A 12,878-nucleotide genomic window follows, 5' to 3' on the forward strand; every position below is an offset into this window, starting at 1 on the left:
GCGCCGAACGGGCGCAGGGTTTACTCGCCGCTACAATCCCGGTTCCCCACAGTGTCGCAGGAACGCCCGTGTCCATCCGCCCAACGCGCCCAAAACCCGTCGTGCTGCTGATCCTGGATGGCTGGGGCCATCGCGAGGAAACCGCGGACAACGCGCTGGCGCAGGCCGATCTCCCGCATTGGCGCCATCTGCTCGCCACCTGCCCGCACACGCTGATCCACACCGAGGGCCGCCACGTCGGCCTGCCGGACGGGCAGATGGGCAATTCCGAAGTCGGCCACATGAATCTCGGCGCCGGCCGCATCGTCTACCAGGACCTCACCCGCGTCGATGCCGCGATCGAGGACGGCAGCTTCTTCGCCAACGCAGAACTGAACGCGGCCTGCGCCGCGGTGAACGCCGACGGCGGCACGCTGCACGTGATGGGCCTGCTCTCGCCCGGCGGCGTGCACAGCCATGAGCGCCACATCTTCGCGATGCTCGAACTGGCGCATCGCGCCGGCGTGCCGCGGGTCGCCGTGCACGCCTTCCTCGACGGGCGCGACACGCCGCCGCAGTCGGCCGAGCCCAGCCTGCGCGCCTTGCAGACGCTGTGCGACAGGCTCGGCAACGCGCATATCGCTACGGTCGGCGGGCGCTATTACGCGATGGACCGCGACAAGCGCTGGGACCGCGTGCGCCGCGCGTGGGACGCCATCGTCGAGGCCGAAAGCGGGCATCGCGCGGCCGACGCGCTGGCGGCATTGCAGGCCGCCTATGCGCGCGGCGAGAACGACGAGTTCGTCGCGCCCACCGTGCTCGACGGTGCGAAGCCGCTCCGCGACGGCGACGCCGTGGTGTTCATGAACTTCCGCGCCGACCGCGCCCGCCAGCTCACCGCCGCGTTCGTCGATCCCGCGTTCGACGGCTTCGTCGCGCGCCGCCCGGCGCTGTCGCGCTTCGTCTGCCTGAGCGAATACGACGCCAGGCTGCCGGCGCCTTTGGCGTTTGGGCCGGACGACCTGCGTCATACCTTCGGCGAAGTGCTGGCCGATGCCGGCCTCAGCCAGCTGCGCATCGCCGAAACCGAGAAATACGCGCACGTCACCTTCTTCTTCAGCGGCGGGCGCGAGGCGCTGTTCGACGGCGAGCAGCGCATCCTGATCCCCAGCCCGCAGGTCGCCACCTACGACCTGCAGCCGGAGATGAGCTGCCCCGAGCTGACCGCGAAGCTGGTCGACGCCATCGCCGCGCAGCGTTTCGACGCGATCGTCTGCAACATCGCCAACCCGGACATGGTCGGCCACAGCGGCATCCTCGACGCCGCGATCCAGGCCGCGCAGGCGGTGGACGTGGCGATCGGCAAGGTGGCCGACGCGGTGCGCGGCGTCGGCGGCGCGCTGATCATCACCGCCGACCACGGCAACCTGGAAATGATGCGCGATCCGGCCACCGGCCAGCCGCACACCGCGCATACCGTCGGCCCGGTGCCGCTGGTCTACGTGGGCGAACGCCATGTCGCGCTGCGCGACGGCGGCGCATTGCGCGACGTCGCGCCGACCCTGCTCGACCTGCTGGGCCTGCCGCAGCCCGCGGAGATGAGCGGGCAGAGCCTGCTGCTGCCGGCCTGATGCGCGCGCGGATTGCCGCCTTCGCGTGCGTGCTGCTGGCGATCGCCGGCGGCGTGCGCGCGCAGGACGCGAAGGACGCCGAGAAGCGTCTGCAAAGCGTGCGCGGCGAACTGCGCGAGGTCGCCGCGCAGCGGCGCAAGCTGGAAGGCCAGCGTGGCGACGCCAGCCGCAAATTGCGCGAGGCCGACGAGCAGGTGGGCGGCACCCAGCGCACCCTGAAGCAGACCCAGACGCAGATCCAGCGCGACGCCGAGCAACTGGCGCAGCTGCAGGCGCAGCGCGCGCAGCACGCGGGCGACCTGGACGCGCGCAAGGCCGAACTGGCGCGGTTGCTGCGTGCCGCCCAGCAGGCGGGCGATGCCGCGCCGCTGAAGGCGTTGCTGGCGCAGGATCGCGTCGCCGACGCCGAACGTGCGCTGGCCTACCAAGGCTATCTGCAACGCGCGCAGGTCGAGCGCATCCGCGCCCTGAACGCCGAGATCGCGCAGTTGCAGGCGCTGGAGGACGGGATCGCGCAGCGGCGCGCGGCGCTGGATGCGGCGCACCGCAAGCAGGCCGACCAGCTGGCGCAGCTGCAAGCGGCGCGCAAGCAGCGCGCCGGCCTGCTGGCCGATCTCGACAAGCAATACCAGGATCGCGCCGCACGCGAGAAGGCGCTGGGGCAGGACGCGAAAGCCTTGCAGAACCTGCTGGCGCAGCTGCGCGCGGCGGCGGCGAAGGCCGCGCGCGAAGCAGCCCGCGCCCGCGCGGAAGCCGAGCGCCAGGCCAAGGCCAGCGGCAAGCCCGCGCCGAAACGGGTGACGGTCGCCAGCACGCCGGCCCTGCGCGTGGGCGGGTTGAGCTGGCCGGTGTCGGGCAACCTGCTGGCCGGATTCGGCGGACGCCTGCCGGACGGGCGGCGCAGCGACGGCGTGCTGATCGCCGCGCAGGCGGGCACGTCGGTGAAGGCGGTCGCCGACGGCACGGTGGTGTTCGCCGACTGGATGACCGGCTACGGCAACATCCTGATCGTCGATCACGGCAACGGTTACATGAGCCTGTACGCGCACAACGACGGCCTGCTGCGTTCGGCCGGCGACGCGGTCCGGCGCGGCGAGGCGCTGGCCACCGTCGGCAGTTCGGGCGGGCAGGAGACGCCGGCGCTGTATTTCGAACTGCGCCGCAACGGCGCGCCGGTGAATCCCTCGGGCTGGCTGACTCGGCAATGAAGCCGGGCCGCCATGCCGTTGCGATTCGCAGGCATGATGGCGGAACCCGGCGCGACGGCGCCGGTCGAACACGCGACATCCACCTCCATACATGGCAGCCGGAGCAACGCATGCGGGTCAGGCTTCTCTCCCTCTTCATCGCGCTGGCCCTGTTTCCGCTGGCCGCGGCCGCGCAGGACGCCCCGGCGCAGGCCGACGAAGCCGCGCAGGATGCGGCCCCGGCCGCCGACGACGATCCGGACGCGCTGGACGCCGGCGCGGCCAAGGTGCCGCTGGAGGAGATCCGCCGCTACGTCACCGTCTTCAACGCGATCCGGCAGGCCTACGTCGATCCGGTCGACGACCACAAGCTGATGAGCGCCGCCGTGCGCGGCCTACTGTTCGACCTCGATCCGCACAGTGCCTACATGGAGAAGGCCGACGCCGAGCAGTTCGACGAGCAGACGCGCGGCAGCTACGACGGCGTCGGCGTCGAACTGCAGCAGATGCCGGACGGGACGCTGCGGGTGGTCGCGCCGCTCGACGATAGCCCGGCCGAGCGTGCCGGCCTGCGCAGCGGCGACCGCATCATCGCCATCGACGGCAAGCTGCTGCGCGCCGGCCAGAGCGATTCCTCCGCGCCGCTGCGCGGCAAGGCCGGCAGCAAGGTGGTGGTGAAAGTGGTGCGCGGCGAAGCCGGCGAACCGTTCGACCTGACCCTGGTGCGCGACACGATCCGCGCCACCAGCGTGCGCTCGAAGCTGCTGGAGCCGGGCTTCGGTTACGTCCGCATCTCCAGCTTCCAGGCTTCGACCGCCGCCGATTTCGCCAAGCAGGTCGATGCCTTGCAGAAGGACGCGCCGCTGCGCGGGCTGGTGCTGGACCTGCGCAGCAATCCGGGCGGGCTGCTGGTGGGCGCGGTGCAGATCGCCGACGAGCTGCTGGACAAGGGCGGCATCGTCAGCACCCGCGGCCGCGAATCGATCGGCAACAGCCGCTTCGACGCCACCCCGGGCGACCGCCTGCACGGCGCGCCGGTGGTGGCGCTGGTGGATGCCGGTTCGGCCAGCGCCGCAGAAGTGCTGGCCGGCGCGCTGCACGACAACAAGCGCGCGCGCGTGGTCGGCAGCCGCACCTTCGGCAAGGGCTCGGTGCAGACCCTGCTGCCGCTCGACAACGGCGATTCGATCAAGCTCACCACTGCGCGCTACTACACGCCCAGCGGGCATTCGATCCAGGCGCTGGGCATCGAGCCCGACGTGGTGCTGCATCCGGACGGCGCGCAGCGCCGCCCCGCGCCGATCAGCGAGGCGGAGCTGCCAGGCCACCTGGCCGCCGAGCCGGGCGCGATGGAAGGCGACAACGCCGGCGAGGTGCTGCCCGGCCGCAAGCCCATCGATGCCGCGCTGCTGGAGTTGAAGAAGATGGCGGGCGTGGCGGTGGACGCGCCGAAGCCGGCGGCGGCGAAAGCTCAGTAGCCGCGGCTGCGTCGCAGGCGCCGCGCGATCGCCGCGCGGGTGATCAGCGCGAACAGCACGCCGAACACGAACCCGCCGATGTGCGCCGGCCAGGCCACCGCGCCGAAGGCGGGGCCGCTGTACGCGAAGCCCAGCTGCAGCAGCGCCCACATGCCGATCAGCAGGAACGCCGGCACCCGCACGAACTGCAGGAACAGCCCCAGCGGCAGCACCACGCCGAGGCGCGCGCCGGGGAACAGCGCGAGGTAGGCGCCGATCAGCGCAGATACCGCGCCGCTGGCGCCGATCACCACCCGGTCCGGCGCGCCGATGGCGAGCACGGCGGCGAGGTTGGAGAACGCTCCGCCCAGCAGGAACAGCAGCAGGAAGCGCCAGCCGCCCATGGTGCGTTCGGCCGGCAGCCCGAAGATCAGCAGGAACACCAAGTTGCCGAGCAGGTGCAGCCAGTCCGCGTGCAGGAACAGGCCCGAGAACAGCCGCAGCACACTGCCGTCGGCCAGCGCGTTCCGCCAGGCCTCGACGCTGTCCAGCCCGCCGGTCAGCACGCCCCAGTCCAGCGCGGTGGCGGCGCGTCCGGCCGGCGCCCGCAGCGTCGCCACCACGTAGCTCAGCCACAGGCTGGCGAACAGCAGCGGGGTGGCCCACAGGATGAGCCGGTGCTGGCGCGGGCGGATGCCGACGAACATGGGGAAGTTTCAGCAGCTTGACGGGTGAATGTTATAGGACAGTTAAAAGAGTTGCGGTATAGTCACATACGGCGTCGTATGTCGGCTTTTGATCCTCTGGCGGCAGCCAGGGATCTGGCGGTTCCCCCTCCGGCGCAGACGCGTGCAACGACCACAAATCCTTTGGAGAGAGTTTCCGCCATGCATACCGCTTCCACGTTCGCACGTCTCACCGCTTTGGCCGTCGGCATTGCAGGCGTCCTCGCCTGGGGTCATGCCGATGCCGCCGCGTTCCAGCTCAAGGAGAACAGCGCCAAGGGCCTCGGCCGCGCGTTCGCCGGTTCCACCAGCGCCTGGGGCGACGCCTCGGTGGTCGCCACCAACCCCGCTTCGATGCGCCTGCTCAACGGCCGCCAGTTCCAGGCCGACGTGAGCGCGATCAGCTTCTCGGCCAAGCTGGAGAACGGCTACAGCGCGCGCAACAACGGCCCCACCGGCCCCGGCACGGGCACCGCGATTTCGGGCGGCAACGGCGGCGACGCCGGCATGATCGCGCCGGTTCCGGCCGCGTACTTCCATCTGCCGTTCGGCGAGAACGACAACATGCACTTCGGCGTGTCGCTGACCGCGCCGTTCGGCTTCAAGACCGAATACGACAAGGACTGGGTAGGCCGCTACCACGGCGTCAAGACCGACCTGAAGGCGGTCGACCTGGGCGCGGCGTTCTCCTATGACGTCAATCCCTACGTCTCGTTCGGCGCCAGCGTGTTCTACGAGCACCTGACCATCGAGCTGAGCAACGCGGTGGACATGGGCGCGGTGATCAACGGTTCCGCGCAGCAGAAGGCCGCCGCGGCGGTGTTGCAGGGCGGCGGCACCCCGGCGCAGGCGAAGGCCGCCGCCGCCGCTGCCGCGCAGCAGATGGCGATGCTGGGCTTCTCCCCGGGCAGCGCCGACGGCTTCGCCAGCCTGGAAGGCAGCCACAACGGCTGGGGCTACGTGCTGGGCGCGACCTTCAGCGTGACCGAAGACACCAACATCGCGCTGAGCTACCGCTCCAAGGTCGAGCACGACATCAGCAACGGCAAGGCCACCTTCGACATGCCGGCCAACGTCGCGGCCTTCCTGGCCACGCAGGCGCCCGGCACGTTCGTGAACTCGGGCGGCAAGGCCACGCTGACCCTGCCGGCCTCGGCCACCCTGAGCGTCACCCACCGCGTCAACGACCGCTGGACGATGATGGCCGACGTGTCGCGCACCGCGTGGGCGCCGTCGTTCGACCAGGTGACGGTGGACTTCGACTCCAACCAGCCGGACAACGTGCTGGTGTTCGGCTACGACGACACCACCTTCGCGTCGATCGGCACCGAGTACAAGCTGTCCGACAGCCTCACCCTGCGCGGCGGCGTGGGCTACGACCAGACCCCGACCAACGACGCGCACCGCGACGTCCGCGTGCCGGACACCACCCGCACCTGGCTGTCGTTCGGCCTGGGCTGGACGCCGTCGGAGAAGACCGAGGTCAACGTCGGCTACACCCACCTGCTCACCAACGATCCGTCGGTCAACGCCGTCACCGCCACCGGCAACGTGCTGAGCGGCAAGTACAAGGTGCAGGGCGACGTGCTGGGCGCGTCGGTCAACTACAAGTTCTGATCGTTCGCGTCATCGCAAGACCGGAAGCCCCGCGCAAGCGGGGCTTCTTTTTTGCGCCAGCGTCGCCCGATACGCCCGCATCGCGCGCATGAAAAACCCCGCCGCGGCGGGGTTCTCCATTGCATGCCGTGCGGGGCGACGGAATCAGTCGCCCAGCGTCAGCAGGCTGGCATTGCCGCCGGCGGCGGTGGTGTTGACGGTCACCGTCTTCTCGGTGGCGAAGCGCGGCAGGTAGTGCGGGCCGCCGGCCTTCGGGCCGGTGCCGGACAGGCCTTGGCCGCCGAACGGCTGCACGCCGACCACCGCACCGATCTGGTTGCGGTTGACGTAGATGTTGCCGACCTTGGCGCGCGAGACGATGCGGTCGATGGTGGCGTCGATGCGCGAATGGATGCCCAGCGTCAGGCCGTAGCCGGTGGCGTTGATGGTGTCGATCACCGCGTCCAGCTCGTCGGCCTTCCAGCGCACCACGTGCAGCGCCGGGCCGAACTTCTCGCGGTCCAGCTCGGAGATCGACTTCAGCTCCCACGCGGTCGGCGCGAAGAAGGTGCCGTGTTCGGTGCCTTCGCCCAGCGTGGCCTGGGCGATGAACTTCGCTTCGCCCTTCATCTTCGCGGCGTGGTCGTCCAGCACGCACTTCGCGTCGTTGTCGATCACCGGGCCGACGTCGGTGGACGGCAGGCCGGGATCGCCGACCTTCAGCTCCGCCATCGCGCCGGCCAGCATGCCGATCACCTTGTCGGCGATGTCGTCCTGCACCAGCAGCACGCGCGCCGCCGAGCAGCGCTGGCCGGCGGAGGTGAAGGCCGAGCCCAGCGCGTCCTTCACCACCTGCTCGGGCAGCGAGGAGCTGTCGGCGATCATCGCGTTCTGGCCGCCGGTTTCGGCGATCAGCGTCGCGATCGGGCCGGCTTCGCGGCCGGCGAGCGCGCGGTTGATCAGGCGCGCGGTCTCGGTGGAGCCGGTGAAGCAGACGCCGGCCACGCGCGGGTCGCGGGTCAGCGCGGCGCCGACGGTGGCGCCGTCGCCCGGCAGGTACTGCAGCACGTCCTGCGGGATGCCGGCTTCGTGCAGCAGCTTCACCGCGGCAAACCCGATGAGGTTGGTCTGCTCGGCTGGCTTGGCGATCACGGTGTTGCCGGCGGCCAGCGCCGCCGCGATCTGGCCGATGAAGATCGCCAGCGGGAAGTTCCACGGGCTGATGCAGACGAACACGCCGCGCCCGGCAAGCTGCAGCTGGTTGGCTTCGCCGGTCGGGCCGGGCAGGGCGATCGGCGCGAAGTGTTCGCGCGCCTGCAGGGCGTAGTAGCGCAGGAAATCGACCGCTTCGCGCACTTCGGCGATGCCGTCCGCCAGCGTCTTGCCGGCTTCCTTGGTGCACATCGCCATGTAGGCGGGCATGCGCGCTTCCAGCAGGCCGGCGGCGTGCTCCAGGATCGCCGCGCGCGAGGCGGCCGGGGTCGCGTCCCACGCGGGTTGCGCGGCCACCGCGTTCGCCAGCGCCTTCTCGACGGCGGCGGCATCGGCGGCCTGCCAGTAGCCGACGGTTTCGCGGCGGTCGGCCGGGTTGGTGACCGCGATCTTTTCGCCGGACGCCTGCGCGCCCGGCACCAGCGGCGCGGCGGTCCAGCTGCCGGCGCCGGCGTTGTTCAGGGACTCGGCCAGTGCGCGCAGGTCGTTGTCGTTGGCGAGGTTGATGCCCATGGAGTTGTCTCGATGCTGGTTCTGGCTGCGGTACAGGTTGACCGGCAGCGGGATGCGGGGATGCTGGATGTGTTCGAGCGAGGACACGAATTCCACCGGATCGCGGATCAACTCTTCGACCGGAATGCTTTCGTCGGTGATGCGATTGACGAAGCTGGAGTTGGCGCCGTTCTCCAGCAGGCGGCGCACGAGATACGGCAGCAGGTCTTCGTGCGAGCCCACCGGCGCGTACACGCGGCAGGGCACGTCGAGGCGGTCGGCGGGGATCACCTCGGCGTAGAGGTCGTCGCCCATGCCGTGCAGCTTCTGGAACTCGAAGTCGCGGCGGCCGCGCATCGCCCGCGCCATCCGGTGCACGGTGGCGATGGTCTGCGCGTTGTGGGTGGCGAACATCGGGTAGATCGCATCGCCGGCGTCGAGCAGGCGGCGCGCGTTGGCGATGTAGCTGACGTCGGTGTTCTGCTTGCGGGTGAACAGCGGATAGCCGGCCTGGCCGTCCATCTGCGCGCGCTTGATCTCGGCGTCCCAGTACGCGCCCTTGACCAGCCGCACGGGGATGCGCCGGCCCAGCTGCTTCGCCATGTGCGCGATGTAGTCGATCACGAACGGCGCACGCTTCTGGTAGGCCTGCACGACGATGCCGAAGCCGTTCCAGCCGCGCAGCGATTCGTCCGCCAGCACCTGGAAGATCAGGTCCAGCGAGAGTTCGAGGCGGTCGGTCTCCTCGGCGTCGATGGTCAGGCCGATGCCGTGGGACTTGGCCAGCTGCGCCAGTTCCAGCAGGCGGCCGCCGAGCTCGTCCAGCACGCGGGCGCGCTTGGCGTGCTCATAGCGCGGATGCAAGGCGGACAGCTTCACCGAGATCGACGGTGCGGAGAACACCGCGTCGGGCTCGTCGCGGCGGTGCGGCGCGTAGTCGCGGCCGATCGCGTGGATCGCGCTGCGGTAGGCGTCCTGGTAGCGCAGCGCGTCCTTCGTCGTCAGCGCGCCTTCGCCCAGCATGTCGAAGGAGTAGCGGTAGTTCGCGCCTTCGCCCTTGCGGCTGCGCGCCAGCGCCTCGTCGATGGTTCGGCCCAGCACGAACTGGTGGCCCATGATCTTCATCGCCTGGCGCACGGCGAGGCGGATCATCGGTTCGCCGGCGCGGCCGACCAGGCGCTGGAACGCGCCGTGGACGTCGCGCTTGGTGTCGTCGGCCAGGTCGACCAGCTTGCCGGTCAGCATCAGGCCCCAGGTGGAGGCGTTGACCAGCACCGAATCGGACTGGCCGAGGTGGCGCTTCCAGTTGGCGTCGCCCAGCTTGTCGCGGATCAGCGCGTCGGCGGTGCCCTGGTCCGGGATGCGCAGCAGCGCTTCGGCCACGCACATCAGCAGCACGCCTTCCTCGCTGCCGAGGTCGTACTGGCGCATGAAGGCTTCCACCACGCCCTGGTTGCGGGCGCGTGCGCGCACCCGGCGGACCAGGTCGGCGGCGACTGCCTGCGCGGCGTCGCGCTCGGCCGCCGGCAGCCGGGCCTGGTTCAGCAGGTCGCGGACGTGGGCGGTTTCATCGTGGATCCAGCCGGCGGTGATCGCGGCGCGCGGGGCGGGCGGGGGCGGAGCGAGCTCCGGGGACAGGATCGGGGTGGTCGGAACGGGGGGGGATTCGGCGCTCATGTGCCCGCAGGCGGTGGTTTGCAGAGGCGCATAGTGTAGATCGGCGGCACGGAACGGGCATCTGCAGGTTGCCGTGGCACCGTTGCGCCAGTAATCTTTGACTCTGATCAAGGCGCTGCGCGATCGATGGCGCGATCTTGATCCAGATCAAGACGGGTCGCGGTTCAGGCGGCCAGTCGGGGTGTGGCATGGCACCTCGGGCCGCGTGCGGCCCGTCGTTTCGTGCTGCCGGTGATTCGTTCGGAATCGAATATTTTCAGGAATGTGGGGCTCGGTGTGATGACATCCAGTCGTTTCAAACAATTGGCGCTGGCGGGCGCGATGGCCGTGGCGCTGCCGCTGGCGGCGCAGGCGCAGGATGCCGCGGCGGGCCACGCCGATCCGCACCGCTGGCAGCTGAACATGGCGCCGGGCGTGACCCCGACCTCGCAGGCCGCCTACGACGCGCACATGGTCGTGCTGTGGGTGTGCGTGATCATCGGCGTCGTGGTGTTCGGCGCAATGGCCGTGGCGATGTTCAAGTTCCGCAAGTCCAAGGGCGCGGTGCCGGATACCGGCTTCGTCCACAGCACCAAGCTGGAAGCGATGTGGACGGCGATCCCGGTGCTGATCCTGATCGGCCTGGCGTTCCCGGCCACCAGCGGCCTGCTGCGCATGTACGACGTGCGCGACTCGGCGATGACCGTGAAGGTCACCGGCTACCAGTGGATGTGGAAGTACGAATACCTGGGCGAGGACGTGTCCTTCACCAGCCGCCTGGCCCGCAAGGACGACGAGCTGCGCCAGAGCGGCAGGGTCGTGACCGAGGCCGACGATCCGCACTACCTGCTCAACGTGGACAACGTGCTGGTGCTGCCGGTGGACACCAAGGTCCGCTTCGTGCTGACCGCCGACGACGTGATCCACTCCTGGTGGGTGCCGGCGCTGGGCTGGAAGCAGGACGCCGTGCCGGGCATCGTCAACGAGGCCTGGGCGCAGATCGAGAAACCCGGCCTCTACCGCGGCCAGTGCGCCGAGCTGTGCGGCAAGGACCACGGCTTCATGCCGATCGTGGTCAAGGCGGTGAGCAAGGCCGAGTTCGCCGAATGGCTGGCCGCCGAGAAGGCGAAGCACGCCCCGGCCGCGCCCGCCGCGCCGGCGCCGGCCGCGGAACAGCCCGCTGCCGAAACGCCCGCCGCGGAGGCCGCGCCGGCCGCCGCCGCCACGCAGACCGCCCAGCCCGCAGCCACCGCTGCGGCTGCCGGCTGATCCACGCATCGCATTCCAGAAGGTTTACCTCATGTCCGCCACGCATCACGACGCCGTCGGCCACCACGACGCCCACGGCCATCACAAGCAGGGCTTCATCGAGCGCTGGTTCTTCTCCACGAACCACAAGGACATCGGCACGCTGTACCTCGTGTTCAGCTTCCTGATGGCGATCGTGGGCGCGGCGCTGTCGGTCGGCATCCGCGCCGAGCTGGCCACCCCGGGCCTGCAGTTCGTGAAGCCGGAGTTCTTCAACCAGCTCACCTCCATGCACGCGCTGGTGATGATCTTCGGCGCGATCATGCCGGCCTTCGTGGGCCTGGCGAACTGGATGATCCCGCTGCAGATCGGCGCGCCGGACATGGCGCTGCCGCGCATGAACAACTGGTCCTTCTGGATCATGCCGTTCGCGTTCACCCTGCTGCTGCTGACCTTCTTCCTGCCGGGCGGCGCGCCGGCCGGCGGCTGGACGATGTACCCGCCGCTGTCGCTGCAGGGCGGCAGCAACCTGGCGTTCGCGATCTTCGCCATCCACATGATGGGCATCAGCTCGATCATGGGCGCGATCAACATCATCGCCACCGTGCTGAACATGCGCGCGCCGGGCATCGACCTGCTGAAGATGCCGATCTTCTGCTGGACCTGGCTGATCACCGCGTTCCTGCTGATCGCGGTGATGCCGGTGCTGGCGGGCGCGGTGACCATGCTGCTGACCGACCGCTTCTTCGCCACCAGCTTCTTCAACGCCGCCGGCGGCGGCGACCCGGTGATGTACCAGCACATCTTCTGGTTCTTCGGGCATCCCGAGGTCTACATCATGATCCTGCCGGCGTTCGGCATCGTGTCGGAGATCATCCCGACCTTCAGCCGCAAGCCGCTGTTCGGCTACCAGGCGATGGTCTACGCGACCGCCGCGATCGCCTTCCTGTCGTTCATCGTGTGGGCGCACCACATGTTCGTGGTGGGCATGCCGCTGGGCGGCGAGGTCTACTTCATGTTCGCCACCATGCTGATCTCCATCCCGACCGGGGTGAAGGTCTTCAACTGGGTGACGACCATGTGGCGCGGCTCGCTGACCTTCGAGACGCCGATGCTGTGGGCCATCGCCTTCGTGGTGCTGTTCACCATCGGCGGCTTCTCCGGCCTGATGCTGGCCATCGTCCCGGCCGACTTCCAGTACCACGACACCTACTTCGTGGTGGCGCATTTCCACTACGTGCTGGTGACCGGCGCGCTGTTCGCGATCATCGCCGCGATCTACTACTGGTGGCCGAAGTGGACCGGCCGCATGTACAGCGAGACGATGGGCAAGATCCATTTCTGGTGGACCATCGTCTTCGTCAACCTGCTGTTCTTCCCGCAGCACTTCCTGGGCCTGGCCGGCATGCCGCGCCGCATCCCGGACTACAACGTGGTGTTCGCGGACTGGAACCTGATCAGCTCGATCGGCGCGTTCGGCATGTTCGTCACCCCGTTCTTCATGGCCTTCGTGCTGTGGCATTCCAAGAAGCACGGCGCCAAGGCCGATGCCCGCGCCTGGGAAGGCGCCAAGGGCCTGGAGTGGACGGTGCCGTCGCCGGCCCCGCACCACACCTTCGAGAAGCCGCCGGTCATCAAGGACGGCGACCTCGCCCACGGCGACGTCAGCCACTGAGCCGGCGTCTCCACTGAACC

At 69.6% G+C, this 12,878-nt stretch carries 8 protein-coding genes; 6 read left to right on the forward strand and 2 right to left on the reverse strand.

Going from position 1 to position 12,878, the window contains the following annotated elements:
• Positions 1-68 precede the first annotated feature (68 nt).
• From gpmI to H9L17_RS11040, 3 genes are all read left to right on the forward strand, one after another.
• Entirely contained in the window at positions 69-1,610 is a 1,542-nt protein-coding gene (gpmI, locus tag H9L17_RS11030) for a 2,3-bisphosphoglycerate-independent phosphoglycerate mutase (RefSeq protein ID WP_246455078.1), read from the forward strand.
• Complete coding sequence (locus tag H9L17_RS11035) at positions 1,610-2,818, forward strand: murein hydrolase activator EnvC family protein (protein ID WP_187569495.1); 1,209 nt, start codon at positions 1,610-1,612, stop codon at positions 2,816-2,818. Before gpmI ends, H9L17_RS11035 begins: the two co-directional genes overlap by 1 nt.
• A gap of 110 nt (positions 2,819-2,928) precedes the next feature.
• Positions 2,929-4,275: a S41 family peptidase gene (locus H9L17_RS11040; protein ID WP_187569496.1), complete on the forward strand. Its 1,347-nt coding sequence runs from the start codon at positions 2,929-2,931 to the stop codon at positions 4,273-4,275.
• On the opposite strand, the gene H9L17_RS11045 is transcribed toward H9L17_RS11040, so the two are convergent.
• Positions 4,269-4,961: a rhomboid family intramembrane serine protease gene (locus H9L17_RS11045; protein WP_187569497.1), complete on the reverse strand. Its 693-nt coding sequence runs from the start codon at positions 4,959-4,961 to the stop codon at positions 4,269-4,271. The two genes, H9L17_RS11040 and H9L17_RS11045, sit on opposite strands and share 7 nt — an antisense overlap.
• A 180-nt stretch (positions 4,962-5,141) precedes the next feature.
• Here H9L17_RS11045 and H9L17_RS11050 point away from each other — a divergent pair, with 180 nt between their 5' ends.
• Positions 5,142-6,596, forward strand: a complete 1,455-nt coding sequence (locus tag H9L17_RS11050) for an outer membrane protein transport protein (RefSeq protein ID WP_187569498.1) — start codon at positions 5,142-5,144, stop codon at positions 6,594-6,596.
• 144 nt (positions 6,597-6,740) lie between these two features.
• Here the strand turns inward: H9L17_RS11050 and putA are convergent, their stop codons facing one another.
• Positions 6,741-9,956 carry a bifunctional proline dehydrogenase/L-glutamate gamma-semialdehyde dehydrogenase PutA gene (putA, locus tag H9L17_RS11055; protein ID WP_187569499.1) on the reverse strand — a complete coding sequence of 1,072 codons (3,216 nt, stop codon included), beginning with the start codon at positions 9,954-9,956 and terminating at the stop codon, positions 6,741-6,743.
• A 279-nt stretch (positions 9,957-10,235) separates the two neighbouring features.
• Here putA and coxB point away from each other — a divergent pair, with 279 nt between their 5' ends.
• On the forward strand, positions 10,236-11,204 hold the full coding sequence (coxB, locus tag H9L17_RS11060; RefSeq protein WP_187569500.1) for a cytochrome c oxidase subunit II: 969 nt from the start codon (positions 10,236-10,238) through the stop codon (positions 11,202-11,204).
• Positions 11,205-11,235: 31 nt separating this feature from the next.
• Complete coding sequence (ctaD, locus tag H9L17_RS11065; protein ID WP_187569501.1) at positions 11,236-12,858, forward strand: cytochrome c oxidase subunit I; 1,623 nt, start codon at positions 11,236-11,238, stop codon at positions 12,856-12,858.
• Positions 12,859-12,878: the final 20 nt, after the last annotated feature.

Source organism: Thermomonas brevis, from assembly GCF_014395425.1.
Lineage (GTDB): Bacteria > Pseudomonadota > Gammaproteobacteria > Xanthomonadales > Xanthomonadaceae > Thermomonas > Thermomonas brevis.